This window comes from Bacteroidota bacterium, from assembly GCA_039714315.1.
Lineage (GTDB): Bacteria > Bacteroidota > Bacteroidia > Flavobacteriales > JADGDT01 > JADGDT01.
Genome location: JBDLJM010000059.1, coordinates 1 through 18,026, shown reverse-complemented (window position 1 = coordinate 18,026; position 18,026 = coordinate 1). Strand labels below are relative to the sequence as shown.

13 protein-coding genes are annotated in these 18,026 nt (G+C 34.5%); 2 read left to right on the top strand and 11 right to left on the bottom strand.

Translation table 11 applies throughout. The features are described 5' to 3' along the window. Positions 1–30: 30 nt before the first annotated feature. The 9 genes from ABFR62_07605 to ABFR62_07565 form a co-directional block, all read right to left on the bottom strand. The gene (locus tag ABFR62_07605; GenBank protein MEN8138281.1) at positions 31–864 is read right to left on the bottom strand and encodes a T9SS type A sorting domain-containing protein; all 834 of its coding nucleotides are present in this window, start codon (positions 862–864) and stop codon (positions 31–33) included. A gap of 574 nt (positions 865–1,438) precedes the next feature. Continuing rightward, a complete protein-coding gene (locus ABFR62_07600) occupies positions 1,439–2,398 on the bottom strand; it encodes an alpha/beta hydrolase (GenBank protein ID MEN8138280.1) in 960 nt (319 codons plus the stop codon). After that, entirely contained in the window at positions 2,382–4,616 is a 2,235-nt protein-coding gene (locus ABFR62_07595; protein MEN8138279.1) for a GH92 family glycosyl hydrolase, read from the bottom strand. The genes ABFR62_07600 and ABFR62_07595 overlap by 17 nt, the downstream gene beginning before the upstream one ends. 69 nt (positions 4,617–4,685) lie before the next feature. Then, positions 4,686–5,093 (bottom strand): hypothetical protein, encoded by a 408-nt coding sequence (locus ABFR62_07590; GenBank protein MEN8138278.1) that lies wholly within the window; start codon positions 5,091–5,093, stop codon positions 4,686–4,688. A gap of 11 nt (positions 5,094–5,104) precedes the next feature. Continuing rightward, on the bottom strand, positions 5,105–6,151 hold the full coding sequence (locus tag ABFR62_07585; protein ID MEN8138277.1) for a hypothetical protein: 1,047 nt from the start codon (positions 6,149–6,151) through the stop codon (positions 5,105–5,107). Positions 6,152–6,295: 144 nt separating this feature from the next. Next, a complete protein-coding gene (locus ABFR62_07580) occupies positions 6,296–7,285 on the bottom strand; it encodes a polysaccharide deacetylase family protein (GenBank protein MEN8138276.1) in 990 nt (329 codons plus the stop codon). Further along, positions 7,282–8,712: a PHP domain-containing protein gene (locus tag ABFR62_07575; protein MEN8138275.1), complete on the bottom strand. Its 1,431-nt coding sequence runs from the start codon at positions 8,710–8,712 to the stop codon at positions 7,282–7,284. Before ABFR62_07575 ends, ABFR62_07580 begins: the two co-directional genes overlap by 4 nt. Before the next feature lie 9 nt (positions 8,713–8,721). Then, positions 8,722–10,239, bottom strand: coding sequence for a sodium/solute symporter (locus tag ABFR62_07570; GenBank protein MEN8138274.1), 1,518 nt, complete (start codon positions 10,237–10,239; stop codon positions 8,722–8,724). 7 nt (positions 10,240–10,246) lie between these two features. Next, on the bottom strand, positions 10,247–11,173 hold the full coding sequence (locus ABFR62_07565; protein ID MEN8138273.1) for a dihydrodipicolinate synthase family protein: 927 nt from the start codon (positions 11,171–11,173) through the stop codon (positions 10,247–10,249). Positions 11,174–11,522: 349 nt separating this feature from the next. Here ABFR62_07565 and ABFR62_07560 point away from each other — a divergent pair, with 349 nt between their 5' ends. After that, on the top strand, positions 11,523–12,374 hold the full coding sequence (locus tag ABFR62_07560) for an AraC family transcriptional regulator (protein MEN8138272.1): 852 nt from the start codon (positions 11,523–11,525) through the stop codon (positions 12,372–12,374). A 334-nt stretch (positions 12,375–12,708) separates the two neighbouring features. Next, positions 12,709–15,168, top strand: a complete 2,460-nt coding sequence (locus tag ABFR62_07555) for a TonB-dependent receptor (GenBank protein ID MEN8138271.1) — start codon at positions 12,709–12,711, stop codon at positions 15,166–15,168. A 258-nt stretch (positions 15,169–15,426) separates the two neighbouring features. Here the strand turns inward: ABFR62_07555 and amrB are convergent, their stop codons facing one another. Both amrB and amrS read right to left on the bottom strand, forming a co-directional pair. Continuing rightward, positions 15,427–16,266: an AmmeMemoRadiSam system protein B gene (amrB, locus tag ABFR62_07550; protein MEN8138270.1), complete on the bottom strand. Its 840-nt coding sequence runs from the start codon at positions 16,264–16,266 to the stop codon at positions 15,427–15,429. Positions 16,267–16,412: 146 nt separating this feature from the next. Beyond that, positions 16,413–17,423, bottom strand: a complete 1,011-nt coding sequence (gene amrS, locus ABFR62_07545; GenBank protein MEN8138269.1) for an AmmeMemoRadiSam system radical SAM enzyme — start codon at positions 17,421–17,423, stop codon at positions 16,413–16,415. Positions 17,424–18,026: the final 603 nt, after the last annotated feature.

The window sequence follows — 18,026 nt, the reverse complement described above, 5'->3', positions numbered from 1 at the left end:
TTCAGGCATTTTTAAGTATAAGATTTCTTCTTATTTTATAATAAGTCGCTTTGTTATTGTTTCTTTTTCTGAAGTAAATTTAACATAGTAAACTCCTTTTACATAAGAGGATGTATTTATTGACATTTGCTCAGCAACTTTCAGTTTTGTAACTGACTGACCTAATGCGTTAAATATTTCAACGTTCTCAAATCCTTTAGCAGCAATATTTACTGATTTTATTGCCGGATTAGGGAACATTTTAACAGAACTTATATCAATATCCTGTATTGCCAAAGGAGCAGTAATTTCGAAAACAGCTTCTTCTGTCTTTTTTCTGGCATAAACCTGTTCTCCGCCGCTTAATTCTACTTTAACCCTTGCTCTTCGAAGCTCTATTTTATCCCCAACCTTAACAATATCACCCAATACATCAAATCCATTCTTAAAAACCAGCTCGTTAGAACTAAGAGAATTTACTATATCTCCCCATTCAAACGCTACCCATTCTATACCATCAGGATCTCCTCCCGGACTATGTTTTACTTCCCAGCCATATTCACCCAAAGATGTAGCAATTGCAGAATTAATTACTGCATCTTCTACCGATGTTACCGAAACTGGAATTGCATCTAATGCTACCTCTATTGGATTTTCCAAGGTTCCACCGTTAGAAATTTCACCTTCTGAAGTAATTATTTTATCCTCATTTACTACTACTTTAACTCCTGTTGTTGCAGAACCATTATCATCAGTTGCCTTTCTTACTACATCTAATTCTACCGGCCAGTCACTTAAATTATAAGTTACTACAAATTGTCCGGCCTCTCCCAGTGTAAAGTCAGGAGATAAACTTTCTTCTTTTTCATCATCAAAATCTTTCATAAATGAACCTATTATCCCATATTCCCAGCTATAAGACAAAGTACCCGTAACTCCACTTGCAGATTGCTCATTTGTGAAATCTGCAGGAATTTGATCATAATAAACAGTTTGAGTATCGGGACCTATAGCTCCCGGATCAGGTTATGCAAACAACATTCCTGTAAACAGGACTGCCAATAAAGTAAAGATTTTTGTTTTCATATACTTTTTTTTTATAAAGTAGGTTGTTAATTACATGTTATATTTTTCTTTAAAACACTTTATAATGTGTCATAATATTACTAAAGCTATATAAAATATAAACATCTATAAAAGAATTACTACTAAATTAAAAATATTCTATCTAAACTTGGTAACATTCTACAAATCAACCCATAAACAATACTGATGTTGTTGTAACCTGAAAGTTATTAGATAATCATTCTCTTATACCAAATGAATTTCAGAAACCTTTAGGTTCAGCGTAGCTAATGCACTATTAAAATCAAAGTATTTTTAGTTTAAGCAAATAAGTGAAGTGATTCATGAACACAAAAAAAAATAAATTCATGAATAATTTAAAAAGAGAAAGATTTTACAGGGTATTTTGATGTTTATTTGGTGTTAAATATCTATCAAAAAAATCACCCATATAATACAGCATATAGTCATTAACCTCTTTAGATAAATCCATCGTATGTGGCCATCCTTTCAGTCTGTGGTATTCGTTTATTACACCTTTAGCATCCAATGCGTTTTTTAACATATCCGATTGACTTACCGGTACAACATCATCTATCGTTCCGTGAAATATTAAGGTTGGAGGATCATCGGATGTTATATAATTTATTGGTGAGGCTTCTTTGTACAACCGTTCATTTCCGGTGAAATCTTCTCCGAGAAATTCAATTACGCTTTTATTACCTCTTGCAAATTCAGTTGTTAAATCAACCGGTCCGTATATGTCAACAACAACCTTTACAGGTTTTACAGAACCTTTGTACGCATATGCTGTCATTAAAGACAAATGCCCCCCGGCAGACCCGCCAATTAATGCTACTTTACCGGTATCAATCATATATTCATTAGCATTTTCCAATAACCAGTTTACTGAATTTTTCACATCTGAAACCGCCTGCGGGAAGTGAGTTTTAGGAGATAAACTATATGAAATACTTGCGCATACATATCCCTTTTTACTAAAAGGAATTATATATGGTAAATAATCTTCTTTCTTACCCTTTCTCCATGCACCACCATGCACAAAAATTAATAATGGCCTTAGCCCTTTAATCTCCTTATGACGATATATATCCAGCCTTAAGGTATCATTTTCGGTAACGGAGTATATAATATTTTTGTAGGATTTAATATTTGATGGCAGTTCCGGTTTTTTATCAATCAATTTAAGTCTTCCAAGGGCATATGATATTTTCAACGTTGTATTGCTTAAGTAACCTTTAGGGGCTTGTGGTGCTTCGCCCTGACCATAAACATTTAATGTAAAAGTGAATAAAATAATAATTACTCCTATGGTATTAATCCTTGCTGTCATTTATGTTAATTTTATACTCTACATTAAGTCCTAAATCTTTATTTGGATACTCTCCCATTTCAAGTTCTAAAGTTGAACCGGCAAGAATATCATCGTGCGAAAACCAGAATTTATTGTATTCTTTCCCATTGAGTTTTATACTCTGAATATACTTATTTTTTTCCGAATAATTTTTTGCGATTATTTTGAATTTCCTACCGTTTGGCAAATCAATTGTTGTTTTCTCAAAAACAGGACTACCAATTGTGTATATTGGCAAACCTGGAGTAACAGGATAAAATCCCATCATCGAAAATACCACAAAAGAAGACATAGCTCCTCCGTCCTCATCGCCGGGGATACCAAAAATACTATCCTGAAACCACGCATCCAGTAATTGGCGAATTCGTTTTTGTGTTTTCCAGGGTGCTCCTGCATAGTTATAAAGATACGGAATATGAAAGCTCAGCTCATTTCCCATTGAAAACTGCCCCACCATTCCGCTGGAATCGGGGAATTTTGCCCAAAACTGCCATTTTCGTCTCCCTAAATCTTCGTGAAATAAATTATCGAGATTTCTAACAAACTCTTCATTACCTCCCATCAGATCAATCAATCCGGGAATATCGTGCTGAACCTGCCAGGCATAAGTATAACCGTTATTCTCGTCATAATAATCTCTCCCCCCTGGTCCTCCATCAAACTTTGGATCAATATCTATCCAATTGCCCGAAGAGTTTTTGGGCCACATAAGTTTTTCCTGCGAATTATATAGATTTTTATAATTATTAGACTGGCTGTTGTAATAGTTAAAATCTTCTGTTTTATGCAGTTCATTTGCCAGCTCTCCCAATGCCCAGTCATCGTAACTGTGAGCCATTGTAATTGCGACACTCTGGCGTTTTTCGAACCAGTGTACCTTTTCCTCAAACTCTTCTTCTCCACGGTCTAAAGCAGGAAAAAAACCATTTTCTCTGTAAAAATCATCCAGTTGCGTTTTTTCTCCATTTGCCCAAGGAAGCATAGTTGCCATATCGGCATTCTTCTTCAAACCTTCGTATGATTTTTCTATATTATAATTACTAATCCCTTTTCGATAGGCATCAAGAAAAACAACTGTTGAATGAAATCCGTGCATCGCAGCTTTATCTCCAAATAACAATGGAAATTGTGGCATCCACGAACTTTGCTTATACATTTCAACATATGAATTCAGCATATCTGCTTCCTGCTCAGGATCAAGGATCATTCGTAATGGATGCTGTGCCACATAGGAATCCCAAACCCAATCATCTATATAAAAATCACGTTCTGCTTTATGAACCTTATTATCATAAGCGCTGTAATATTTTCCCTGTTCATTTATATTAACCATGCGCTCATAATACCTCGACAATGCTGTATAAAACACCTTCTTTTGAGCCTCATCAGCTCCCTCTACCTTTATCAGCCCCAGTCTACTATTCCATTTTTTGTTTGCTTTTGATCTTAGATCTTCAAAATTCCAATCGGTAATTTCCGCAGACAAATTCTTTTTTGCCTGATCGAAACTAATAAATGAAATAGAATATCTAAACTTCACAGTTTCATTATCAAAACTACACCAGGCATTAGCTTGTGTCCTTTGCGTATTTCTTCTTTTGTTTACTTCTATTTCCTCATTAAATTTTATACTACAATCACTATCAAACTCACCATAAACATATGCCTTCATCCCTTTAAAATTCTCTATTCCTATTATCGTATTAGGATTTTCACTTTTCCAATAACCACTGTTATTTATATGTAATTTTAGACATTTGTCCTTGGTTTTTGGAAAACTAAACCTAAACATGCCACTTTTTTCTGAAATGGTAAATTCGCTTTTAATATCAGATTCTACAAAATAGTTTTTATAGTAATACGGGGTGATTTCCTCTAAATCGTGATCGTAAATCTGGTAATTCGATATGCTGTCGCTTATTTTTCCTGATAAAGGCAGTACTCCAAAAAGTGTTCCTTCACGGTGTGATATCATAGATAATGAAAAATACCTTATCCTATCATCTAGGTAATCCAAACTGGCAGGATGCATACGTATCATTTGATTAGGTAAATGAATAACCGGATATGTTGGATGCAGTAGATGACCTACTCCCCCAATGTGCTGGTTGACGTATTTAGTCAGATCCTCCGCCTTGTTATTATTACATCCCTGAACTAATATCGCAACAATAAAAAGTAAAACAATATATCTCATCACTTATCATTAAAAAAAACAAGCGTGAAAAACTGTTGTTATCACGCTTGTGTTTATTGATTATTTAGTCTATTTTTTTTGATAATGCATTTCTATTGATGTGGTAATTTCATCAGAAATATTATGCATTGTTACATAAAGCATATTCTCTTTAATAATTCCTGTATAGGACTCACCCGACTTAACAGAAATAGCTATCTCATTACCATTTAAACTCCAACTACCGAGGTTTTCATTATCGATAGAGAAAGTTCCATTTTTGTTAAAACTAACTACAGAATACAAATCTGCTTCTACAAGCTTAGTTTTAGTATCAAAAACGTTTGTAAAGTTCACCATACCGTCATTACTGACTTTTGCAAAAACAGTTTCAAATTTCATCTCCGGCAATACCGTATTGTTTTCTGTTTCTTTTGCACATGACATAAATATTGCTACCAGCAATACAAATGAAAAAATTCTTTTTATATTTTTCATAACTTATCTTTTTATTGATAAACACTAACAACATAATCCATAGCCTGAATAATTGCATAATCAGGTCCTGCATGTTCATCTGCAGGGTTCTGAATTTTAGTATCAAAATATCTTGTAGAAGTATTATTATAGGTATACTTATTCTGATTCCATCTCACTTTGGTATCTACAGACCAATCATCCATCATTACAACAGAATGATAAGGCATATATGTTGATGTTTGCCCTTCGGCTACAATAATCGATGATACCCCATACCATTTGTTATGAAGCGAAATATCAGCCCAATTAATCGCCCATTGTTCTTCTCCATTACTCAATGCAATAGCACATGTATTCATGGGGTCTATAATATTTTCCATAAAGCCATTTGATGCCTCCACACTTCTCAACCAACCGTAATGAGCATCAAAATCCGGGTATCCTGCATACATTTGCAAACCTGCCGGAGCATTATCGAATTGTGTTACTAATATGTTGTCAATTCCTGTATTTTCTATCCAATTGCTAAATACAACACCATGATGAGGAGAATCGAGTGAAACATAAGTTTCAACTCCCATATTACTATTCTCCTGTACAAACATAGTACGCGTAACAATTCCACCCATCGATCCTCCAACAATCGCTAAGTGATAATCTGATCCAAAACTATCTAGATATCTAATAAAGTGTGCAAGGTTTTCGGCGTTGTGCTCCAACACTATTCCACCATCAACATACTCAAAATACATTACATCCCAACCATCTGCTGACAGTTCGTCAAATTTGCTCTGTAATGTTGTTCCCAAGTCATCCAACTCATTTTCCGGACGAGTTTCATTTTTAGTATCAAACCCCGACACTACTAAGAGTACCTTATCTAATGCACCACTAACATCTGCTGCCACCATATACCCGGCGTGCCCATTAATTGTTGGCTCATCTAAAACATAACGTACCGCTCCCGGAGGAGTAACCGCATAAACCCCCGAAAACAACGTAATCAAGGGCAGTAACAATGTCCAAATTTTCAACATAAAACCATTCGTTTTAAGTTCGATTTTCTGTTTGTTCATAATTTGTTAATTTGAAATGTTAATAATTATTTAAACAGGTGGTAATAATTATAACTTAGGATCAAACCAAATTTATATAATATATACATATATAACATATTATATATTACCCTATAAACAATACAATCTTAACACAAAAATTAATCAGGTCTTATGTAAACTCATAATTTCTATCCAGTTAGTAAATCCAATATTATTTTCTTCAAAGAATTTATGAACTAAAGGATCACTAAACAGTTCGGCTTCCCAAACCCTTCTCTGCCAAGAATTGGTAATCTCCTTAAGTTCTTCGCTATATGCGGATGGATGAAAATAAAATTCCGTTATTCCGGGCCCCAACGAGCTAAGCTCTCCTAAGAAATTCTCTCTTAATTCCTCATAAGTATTACCCTCCGGGACAGTTAAATAATTGTCTAATTTCGGCATTTCATACTGAACAACTCTTTTAATATAATCTTCATTTATTGGAAATCCTTTTTCCTTATAATACTCTACCAATTCAGGTTTTGACAAATCAGGTACTGTTGCCGGAATATTGTACTCTTCAGCAATTTTAAGGTAAACATCCAAAAAACTGTAATGTGCGAAAACAGTTCCCATGTGGGAGTCTAAATGAGTTGGCCTAAAACCACTATTAATCACTTTATCTATCTGGGCCCTGATTTCTTTTTCTACTTCCACCACATGAGCATTCGCAACAACTGAAAGAACATCGGGCCACAGCATACCTTTACCATCAATCAAACCGGGGACAAGCTCTTTTGGGGTAACAGAAGACCATCTGTAAGTCTTCCATTCGCTTGTTAAGGTTAAATGTATTCCGGCATCAAAACCCTTATTCTCTTTTAGCCATTCCGTCATTTCATCCACTGCAGGACAAGGTGCCATTAATGATATTGATTGAATTTGATTTTCACCTAAGTATTGCTTTGCTGCTATATTAGCCTCTTCACACATACCAATATCATCGGCATGAATAATTAGTATCTTTTTCCCCTTTTCAAATCCGAGTTTTTCCGCCTGTGTCATTGCGGCATCATTTGTTTTTGGTTCATCACCTGAATCACAAGAATTAAACACTATAAATACACTGATGATACCCGTTATAAAAAGCTTCCTGAATTTATAATTCATGATTTAGTTTTTCTAATATTATAAAATAATACTACTCCGAAGTATAATATAGCAGCAAACCCTAGTATCAGCATGATATTACTATATTCTTCATATATCTCGTTTGGAGGAGATACTCCCGGTATTCTCAACCTGTAATTTAACCCAAGTAATAAGATAAATAAAGACAGGAACAGTGATTTTATCAATACTGAATTTGTAAAACTATAGCTTGTTATTTTTACGTTTCTCATCATAAAGTTCATCACAATTATCCAAACTATCCAGGATAATATTTGATAAAAATTAAGTGAACGGAAGTAAGAGTAAAAATTCAACACCGGACTAAACCACAAATAATCACTGTAGTAATATTCTCTATCTCTATAAATCAGCACTTTCAGCTTATCCTGTTCCCTGTTACGTATAACAGAAAGTATTGACTCTTCTTTCTCTTCATAGTTGAGATCATTCCAACCCGGTATTTCAAAAGCATTCCATACAAAACAAGCTTCACCATGACCATGATAGTCAACAGCTCCGTTCATTATCAAATTATTTTCACTTGCAAATGATTTAATACTTGCATAAGTATCTCTGTTATATGTAATATGCTTACCCTGCTTCTCTATCTCAAAACCGTCAACACCCTGATCTCTGTAATACTCTAATGAATTTCTTTCACCCTGAAACCAATGTGCTGTTATTGCAACTCCATTTTGAGCATGGGCAGAATCAATTGCACGGGCATCGCTGTAACCTTTCGTATCAAAATCTCTGTCAAGTCCAAGTATTGTAATGTGATTGGAACCGGAGTATTCTTCTCCAACCATGACCACCGGCAAGTCTGTATCATCTTTTTCTTTGAGATAGTTTACGTATTCTAAAGTATTCTTGTGATGTCCGTGATCTGTAATAAAAAAAGCATCAAAATTATTTCGTTTATGCCATTTTCGTAGATTTTCCTGCGAAATTAATCCATCATGACTGTAATCGCTATGACTATGTGTATTTACTAATATAGTATTTTCAGCATTATTTACTATTCTATTTGCCGGTAATGGCGCAACTACAATTATTAGGATAAATGCGATATAAAAAATTAAGAATGCCGGAGCCAGTAGCATTTTTCGCAGGAATACTACTATTTTATTACTCTCAGCTATTCGAAATGTATAATAAACCGAATAAAGCAGATAGACTACAAAAAACCACACAAACATGTAAAAAGGTTCTGCTAACCATGCCTGTGACCTGAGCAAAAAAAGCATCACCCCTAATATCGGCTCAAACAAAATTCTCCAAATTGATATTTCTACACCAAAATCTGTTGCCGGTTCAAGAGTTATTGCATTTTGTATATATATATCATTGTGCCCAAACAGATAAATAAATAATATGATGACAATTAGAATAACCGAAGCAAATGAATATCTATTCTTAAGCATAGTTGCAAATTATTTAGTAGTAAATATTTCTTGTTTTTCACCTTCTATCAATGTTTTATATTTATTGTATACAACAAATATCAGAGCAATCAATATCATAGCCCCTGTAGCTACTGCTCCTATTAATATCGGATCAAAATCACTCTCAAGCCATGTATATTCCGGTGACAGATTATGCATAAATGTCGCCCATATAATAACCATGATACTGAATAATACTGAAGTAATACCCTGAGTGAAAGTTAATTTAGCATTAAAAAGGGCCAATAGGAATAATCCTAATATCCCTCCACCGAAAATTCCTGAAATTTCCCACCAAACATCCAGAGCACTTTTAGCATTTATTAATGTAACGGCAAAGGCAATACCAAATATTCCCCATATTACTGTTACTGAACGTAGAAATACCAAGCTTCGCCTTTCGCTTAAATCACCTTTAAAAAATTTTTTATAAAAATCAACATAGAGCACAGTAGCCGAACTGTTCAGTGCCGAATCTACAGTACTCATGGAAGCGGCAATAATAGCGGCGATAATCAAACCTTTTAATCCAACGGGTAATTCTGTCGCAATAAAATACGGGAATACCTGATCTCCTTTTGTTATCTCTGCACCCAATTGATGAACTCCATCAGAATAAAAAGCAAACAAGGCAGTTCCTACAAACAGGAATATTGCGGTTAAGGGCAAATAAATAAGCATTGCCACCCATACAGACTTCTTTGCTTCCTTTTCACTTCCTACCGAAGAGTATTTTTGGGTATAATTTTGATCGGCGATAAGATTCCGGATATTTTCTGTAACACCATAAATAATCATCACCCAAATTGTACGGTTACTTAGGGAAAAAGTAGAATCTCCAAAACTAAACTTCCCGCCATAATACGCTTGCTGAATCACACTATCAGTTCCGGAAAACACATCATATGATAAAATTGCCACTACAAACAAAATACCCCCAACCATAATTACAGATTGCATTACATCCGTCCAAATTACAGCTTCCATTCCTCCCATTAAAGTATAGATAATTGTAACAATACCAATTAATATAATCACATTTTGAATATCAACGTCGAGAAATGCGCTCAATAATAAAGAAGAAAGATATAGAATAACGGCAGTACGCCCAATCATATAAAGCACAAAGGAAATGGCAGCATAGGCTCTGGCCCAGCCTCCGATTTTTTCTTCCAGATAATTATATACCGAAATAATATTGTTTTTCCGATAATGAGGTATTACTACTGCCGTAACAAACCAGGTTACCGGGATTGCCGACAATGCAAAAATCAACGGATGCCAGTTAGAATCAAATGCTTTTCCGGGAACAGCAATATAAGAAATACTACTTGTATATGTACTCATTACAGCTATTCCGGCAGCCCATGCGGGGATACTCTGCCCGGCTACCATAAAATGCTCCGATGTTTTGCTTCGCCGAAAAAAATACCACCCCATTACAATGAGAATCATCGCATATACTCCAATAATGATCGTATCAATAGCTCCAAGTGAGTAACTCATATTCTAATTAACTTTCTCCGTTTGTTACTAAGCCCGAATTATACTCTTTGAGGTACTCTTCCAGCTTACTTATTTCTTCTTTTTTAGAACGATATAGCGGTGATGCAACCTGATTATTACACACTCCCATTGCCATAAGAACAGTTTTAGTATTTTTTACAAAACGGGAAGTATCATCTCCTACATTATATATTGTTTTATATAGCCATAATACTTTATCTCTTAGTACTTTTACTTTTCCCCTGTCATTGTTTTTTGCTGCCTCATATAGCTCTACAAATAATTCAGGAAACATATTGGCTCCCCCTGCAACAGCGCCATCACCGCCGTTTAAAACGGCTTCAGGCAAAAACAATTCAGTTCCTACCAATACCGAAAAATTGTCATCGTGTTTATACCTGTCAATTAACGAATATAAATAGTTCATATCTCCTGAACTGTCTTTTACGCCAATAGCTCCCAATCTATGTGCTTGTTCTACCAAATCAAGCGACATATGCATTTTGGTACAACTTGGCATATTATACAATACGAATGGAATATCTGTTTGACGGATAAAATCTTCCAGGAAATTGACAAATTCTTTTTCAGAAATAGGGAGATAATATGGTGGAGCTATTACAACAGCATCAATTCCTATTGACTTTGCAAAATTGGAAATTTCAAGAGTTCCTTCCAAAGATGTATCAGTAACACCTGCCAATACAGGTATTCGTCCCGCAACAAACTCTTGTGTCTTAGCTAATAATTGTTTCCTCAGATCGTACGACAAACTGGATCCCTCACCCGTAGTACCGAGCATAAATAATCCATGAACTCCTCCTTTTACTAAATGTTCTATAATATTTTGCAAACCTACCTCATCTAAGGTTACTCCATCATCTAACAATGGTGTTACTACAGGCGGAATGATTCCTTTTAAAATATTTCCCATAATCAATTTATTGTAGTTAAATCTTAATTATAAAATCAGAGGATATTAACCTCATATGATAATCATAATTACAAATAAACTACGTTTTCGGAATAATAGATTGTTATATTTTAGTAGAAACTAATGTATTATTTACAATTTATTTATTCTACAACATATTCTTTTTCCAAGAATACATAATTCTTGGAACACCTATACCCAAAGGACTTAAATCAATATTTAAAGTTAATATTAATTTAGTTTATGCTAATAATTAATGTATTGTATTTATCGAATATCGATGTTGTTACATTTTTTTATATATTTACTTACAATCAAGCCTTACTCTAACCTGTTCAAACATTCAACTATGGAAATAGTATACGAAAGAATCTCTGTTCCGGAAAAGCAATCATTTATTTCCAGAAAAATAGAGCTGGATTATAATGATCATCAGATACACTCTCATAAGAATTTTGAATTAAATATGATTATATCGGGAGTTGGTCGGAGAATAGTTGGAGATAATATATCTAATTTTAAGAATAATGATTTAGTACTTTTAGGGCCGAATCTGGCTCACAGTTGGGAATTACTGGATAAAGAAAAAAACGAGACACCAACATCTATCACAACCCACTTTTATGAAAATATTGTAGACACTGATATATTCAGGATTCCGGAATTAAACTCAATAAAAGAACTATTAAATCAGGCTAATGTAGGTATACAGTTTAAAGGAAAAAAACTCGTCCAAATAAGAAAAGAAATTGAAATACTTGCTAATTTAAAGGGGCTGGATAAATATATTCAACTATTAAAGGTTTTTAATCACTTGCTCCACTTCGACAATATTGAATTTTTATCATTAAAAACCGAACACAATCCGAAATTAGATAAAGATAAAGAGAAACTTAACAAAGTATATGAGTTTGTTTTCACAAATATCCAGGAAGGAATTATACTAAAAGAAGTTGCCAGCCATGTGGCAATGGCTCCTACTTCGTTCTGCAGATATTTTAAAAAGAAAACAAACTCACCATTTATGCAATATGTGAAAAACGTTCGCATAAAAATGGCTACTAAGATGTTAATAGAAACAGATAAAACCATTACCCAGATTTGTTACGACTGTGGTTATAAAAACCTGGCAAATTTTAATCATTATTTTAAAGAAACTACGGGTAAAACACCTTCGGAATACAGAAGATGTTTTGAGTAAAATTCATAATAAATAAAACTGTAAAGTTAAAGGTGAGAAGTTTTCGGAATAAGCTTTTTACCTTTTTTTATTGTAAATAATTGCCTGAAAAACAACTGTTCACACCCTGTACATACATTAAATATTACCAACTTTCGCAAATATATTATCCGATCTTATTATTCCCTATCATGACATATCTCATGTTTCAATTTATTTTCTATATTTAACACATTGACTTAACTATATATGTCTATATGTAGATGTCAAAGTTGAATATTACAGTATATTAAATCACTATTTAAAAGCTAATCTTTCACCTGAATTAAATTATACTAACTAATAATCTTTAATTATGAAAAAAAGAATATTCACAGTGTTTCTTATGGCGCTTATTCCTTTGCTTTCTTTTTCACAAAATCAGATAAAAGGAAGAATTATAGATCAGGCCGGTAAGGGGGTTCCTTTTGCTAATGTATTTATTGAAAGTTTATCAAAAGGGGTGGTAAGTGATGACCACGGTAGCTTTACTATGGATGTGTTGAAGGATGGAGAATACGAACTAACAGTATCTATCATAGGATATAAAGACTATAAAACTACTGTTAAGGTAAATGGTAATCAAACTACTGAAATAGGAGTAATTTCTATAAAAAGGAGTAACCAGGTTTTAGAAGAAGTTGTTGTTTCGGGTTCAAAAAGAATGGAAAAAATCACTGAATCACCCGTAACTATTAATGTATTAAACACAAGACAACTTGATAAGTTCGTAGGAAGCCCTACAGAATTATTAGCACAGCAGAAAGGAGTTGATGTTTCTCGAACAGGAGCTTTTTATCAGGTAATAAATGCAAGAGGATTTAATAGTGCATTCAACCCAAAAATGCTCCAATTAGACGACAACAGAATATCATCAATGATTATCTCGGGACTGCCGATGGGAGTTCAAAGCCCGGTCATTAAAGAAGATATCGAACGTATTGAAGTTGTATTGGGTCCCTCTTCTGCTCTATATGGTCCTAACTCTCTAAACGGACTTATAAATACAGTAACTAAATCGCCTTATGATTATCAGGGAACCAACCTTACTCTCGGTGCCGGAACCAACAAATTATTAAGCACACGCCTAAGGCATGCCGATGTAGTTGGCAAATGGGCTTATAAAGTTACCGGTGAGTACACTCAGGGCAGGGAAAATGAATTCACAGATTCAGTAATTTTCGACGTGCATACTTATGTTCCACAAGTACCGGCCGGAGCTATGGTAATTAGTCAGCCTGAAAAATATCTTGAAAAAGATGTTTCTTTCGCTAAAGGAAGTGCTTCTGTTTTCTACAGACCGAATGAAGATACTGAAATCGGATTTATCTCAGGAGGAAGTATATCTAACTACGTAATGCCGACAAATATTGGAAGAACACAGTACGATGATTATAAAGTAGCCTTCATGCAATTAAAACTAACTACCAAAAACTGGTTTGCTCAGGTTTACAATACATGGACACACGCTGATCTGGCATTTAACCTGCGTAACAGGACAATAAATACAAGTCTGATAGCAATGACAGCCGAAGCACAGGGAATACCTCTTCCCGATGAAAAGCAAATGGCAAAAATGTCGCTTGAAGGACCACTTCCTGCCAACTACAAAGACAATTCTCAGCGGTTAAATGCAGAATTACAATACAACAATCAATGGGGTAATTTAGATTTAGTAGTAGGTACACAATATCAAAGAGATTTGGCAGGTAGTGACGGAACTGTATTGCTTGATGAAGATGGCCCGGTTGAAATACAACAACTTGGTGTTTACTCACAATTGCAATACGATTTTGGAGAATCAGGATTTAAGGCAATTGCAGCTGCCAGAGGAGATTACCACAACGTATTCGATTTTAACATTTTGCCTAAAGCAGGAATCACCTACAGCCACGACAAAGGGACATGGAGAATAACTTATGGTAAAGGGTTTGCCACTCCAACTGTATTAAACACTCATATGAAAATTATGGGAGGTATAGGTTTGGGAAATGCCGATGGATTCACCAAAGCAGACGGATCGAAAGTTGATCCTCTACGACCTGAAACGGTACAAACATTTGAAGTTGGCTACAAAGGACACCTGGCTAAAGGGAGACTTTTTATCGACGTTAATGCATATTACAACAAATCTAAAGATTTCTTAAGTCCTCTTCTGCCCGTAATTGGCGTAACTCACAAAGGAGATAAACCTCTTTCCGACTTCACTCAGATAGACAAAGGATATATACTAACCTACTTCAACTATGGTAATGTTGACACCTACGGTTCTGATATCGGATTTAATTATTATATCAACGACAACATGAATATCAAACTTAACTATTCATTCTTCGATTATAAACTCGACACCGAGGATATAAATAATGACGGTAACGGTGACGGGAAGGTTACACAAACCGACTTACCAATCAATACATCTAAGAACAAGATAAGTATTACCTACAGTGTTAACTTTGGCAAATTCTACGGTTCTGTGATGACAAGATTTGTTCAGAAGTATGATTTCTTTTCGGGAAATAATGTTTCTGCCGCAACAAATGAGGACCTCACTTATGGAGGAGATCCTGTAGTTGAAGGTCAAAGAGTTGGAGTACAATGGAATTACGGTCCGCTGGGAGGAACTTACTTAAGCATAAATGCAGGATATAAAGTTTGGAAACACTTGGATATCGGAGTTTATGCAAACAATTTAATTGGAGCCGGAAACTTTGAATTTGTTGCATCTCCACCTGCTTACAGAATGTATGGATTAGAACTGAAAATGAAATTCTGATTTTTATATCATTATATACTAATACAAGAAGGGAAGTTAGTGTTTACCACTACTTCCCTTTTTTTAAATGCAATTAATATTTCTTCCTCGACCTGTTGATTATGGTGGATATTATGTGACAGGCTATCATTATATAGTAACACATGATATTTTCCCCCGCAAACACCGCAACCGAGCGATTGTATCGCAATAGACAACAAATAAATAGAGTAAGAAGACGATATGCAGGTCGGGAAATTTATAAACCTTTCGGCTGTGTTATGCTTTATCGCAGTAAGTTATGCCACAAACATAGTCAACAACCTCTTTCATTGGAGCTACTTCACCCGAATGTCCCCTTCTTAAGATCTTGAACTCAGGATTTTGAGAATACAAAAGCGAATATTCAATAAGTCCCATAACAGGACCGTATCCGCACATTGATATATTATTTTCATAAACCACTTTATAAATACTCTCTGAATCAAAGCGCGATATTTCATTAATGACCAGATTATCCATTCTTTCGCCATATTCGGGAGTAACATAATGTGAAAAATCGCTGGAGGCAATTATAAGAATTTTTCTCTTAAGCTCTTTTGCCGCCCTGAACACTTCTCCGGCAACAAGTTTGGCATTTGAAATATTTTGCCTGCCGATAATAACAGGAAGTATCTTAAATTTATAATCGAGAAAATACTGAAGAAAAGGGAGCATTACTTCGGCAGAATGTTCAAATTCATGAGATTTCGCCGACTTTCTTATATTTAGCAGATTTTCCATACTGCTATCTATCTCTATTTTTCCCAACGGTGTTTCCCAATAGTCGTTATCGTCGAGGGCTATATCAGGTCCGTAAGCCGAATGATCAGGATGTAAAATTACAAAGGTGTCGTATTTTATTCCTGTTTGTTTTACTAAATTAAAGAAATGAACAGCCTCACGACCGGAATATTGGATTCCGGCATGTGGAACTATGCCTCCAATAAGGGTTTTATTTTCAGGCAAACTATTAAAACCTTTGTGCTCTGTATTTATTAACTCTATAATTTCCTCATTTAATTTATCTTTTTCAGATGGATAAAAACTGCCATCAACTGCCGGTTTTCTGGTTTTCATAACTTTTAAGTTTCGGGCTAATGCCTGAGTATTTTAATGTTTTATGTTATAGTTATACCAGTTGTGATTTAAATTTACTGGAAAGAAAATTGAGTTTATTTTGTCCAATAATTTTAATTTATAACTGGTATTATTACAGTAAATTTTCACATCTCGAACGATAAAAATGTGCCGCATTTTTTACAATTCCCTGCTTTATCTAAGCCATTTATAGTAACATCATAACCGTTTCGGGTAATAACCTCATAATTACATTTGTAACAATTGGTGTTAATACCTTCAAATCCATATAGAACATTTCCCAAATAAACATATTTAAGCCTGCTTTTAGCTATTCTGAACAGATTTGACAGAGTTTCAAGGGGTGTAGCATCATTATCAAGCTTATAATAAGGAAAATATCTCGAAATATGTAGAGGGATATCATCTCCTAACTCCTTGTAGATCCAGTCTATCATCTTTGTAAAGTCATCGGGATCATCGTTTAGATCCGTAACTACAAGGTAGGTTATTTCAAAAAATTTATTATGTTGTTTCAGGGTTTTTAAAGTCTCTTTTACAGGTTCAAGCCCGGCTTCAGAAATTTCTTTGTAAAACTTCCCGGTATATGCCTTAAGATCAACACTAAAAGCATCAATAAACTTCATTAGTTCATATAATGGTTCCTGATTAATAAAACCATTTGTTACCATGACAGTTTTTAAACCTTCTTTGTGTGCCAGAACAGAAATATCACGCATAAATTCAAAAAATATTGTTGGCTCGTTATATGTGAATGCTATTCCGATATTTTCTTTATGATTTAGCGCCTTTTTAACTACCTCACCGGGACTGTATCTTGGCAATACAGAATATTTGTCGAATTCCTGAGATATTTCGTAGTTCTGACAAAATATGCATTTCATGTTACATGAAACAGAACCTATGGAAAATATTTTACTCCCGGGTTTATAATGATATAGTGGTTTCTTTTCTATGGGATCTGTGTGCATAGCAGAAACCACTCCGTAACTCCCGGCAATTAAGGTTCCTTTTTCGTTTTTCCTAACTGAACAAATGCCTTTTCCCCCTTCCGGAATAACACAATAATGAGGACATAACAAGCATTTTATATAGCCAGAGGGAAGTTTTTTATAAAATTCGGCCTTATGGTTCATATCGTTTATTTTAATAGAGTACTTTGATAGTACAATGTAAACCTGTTTCCTTCCTGCCTTTATTTTATTAATGCTTTAAGTGATTTAACAGATGTTAATTTTATTTGTAAAGCATGCAGTTATACAAGTTAATAATTATCAAACAAACAGAAGACGTATTTTTAGCAAATAAACATCCAAAACCTTTAGGTTCAAGCCCGGCTAATGCCTATTAATTGTTCCCACTACCGCACGATTACATCGTGAAGGATTCTACTCTTCATAAATAAATACTATTTTTAATCCATAAGCAGAAACTATAAATTCCATAATTCCGAAGGAGTATACTATGTAAGTTTTACTGTGGTTGAATGGGTTGACGTTTTTACAAAAATGAGCATATGGATTTACTTATTGATAGTCTTCAATATTGTCAACTTGAAAAGGGAATAGGGATATTTTCACGGTGCATAATCCCCAATCATTATCCATATTTTTTACATCCCTAAAATCCAATCTTTGTATAAACAAAAAAACCCTCAAACTCCTGCAAGTGCAGTGTTTAAAGGCTATTCGTTTCATTGACATACAACGTCGTTGTACCTTGGGAGGGAATCGAACCCT

What these genes read in the sequence shown, in the direction of transcription:
- ABFR62_07560 (MEN8138272.1), top strand. Translation starts at nt 11,523, where the DNA reads ATGGAAATAGTATACGAAAGAATCTCTGTTCCGGAAAAGCAATCATTT.
- ABFR62_07585 (MEN8138277.1), bottom strand. Translation starts at nt 6,151, where the DNA reads ATGAACAAACAGAAAATCGAACTTAAAACGAATGGTTTTATGTTGAAA.
- ABFR62_07580 (MEN8138276.1), bottom strand. Translation starts at nt 7,285, where the DNA reads ATGAATTATAAATTCAGGAAGCTTTTTATAACGGGTATCATCAGTGTA.
- ABFR62_07555 (MEN8138271.1), top strand. Translation starts at nt 12,709, where the DNA reads ATGAAAAAAAGAATATTCACAGTGTTTCTTATGGCGCTTATTCCTTTG.
- ABFR62_07570 (MEN8138274.1), bottom strand. Translation starts at nt 10,239, where the DNA reads ATGAGTTACTCACTTGGAGCTATTGATACGATCATTATTGGAGTATAT.
- ABFR62_07590 (MEN8138278.1), bottom strand. Translation starts at nt 5,093, where the DNA reads ATGAAAAATATAAAAAGAATTTTTTCATTTGTATTGCTGGTAGCAATA.
- ABFR62_07605 (MEN8138281.1), bottom strand. Translation starts at nt 864, where the DNA reads ATGAAAGATTTTGATGATGAAAAAGAAGAAAGTTTATCTCCTGACTTT.
- amrB (MEN8138270.1), bottom strand. Translation starts at nt 16,266, where the DNA reads ATGAAAACCAGAAAACCGGCAGTTGATGGCAGTTTTTATCCATCTGAA.
- ABFR62_07600 (MEN8138280.1), bottom strand. Translation starts at nt 2,398, where the DNA reads ATGACAGCAAGGATTAATACCATAGGAGTAATTATTATTTTATTCACT.
- ABFR62_07595 (MEN8138279.1), bottom strand. Translation starts at nt 4,616, where the DNA reads ATGAGATATATTGTTTTACTTTTTATTGTTGCGATATTAGTTCAGGGA.
- amrS (MEN8138269.1), bottom strand. Translation starts at nt 17,423, where the DNA reads ATGAACCATAAGGCCGAATTTTATAAAAAACTTCCCTCTGGCTATATA.
- ABFR62_07565 (MEN8138273.1), bottom strand. Translation starts at nt 11,173, where the DNA reads ATGGGAAATATTTTAAAAGGAATCATTCCGCCTGTAGTAACACCATTG.
- ABFR62_07575 (MEN8138275.1), bottom strand. Translation starts at nt 8,712, where the DNA reads ATGCTTAAGAATAGATATTCATTTGCTTCGGTTATTCTAATTGTCATC.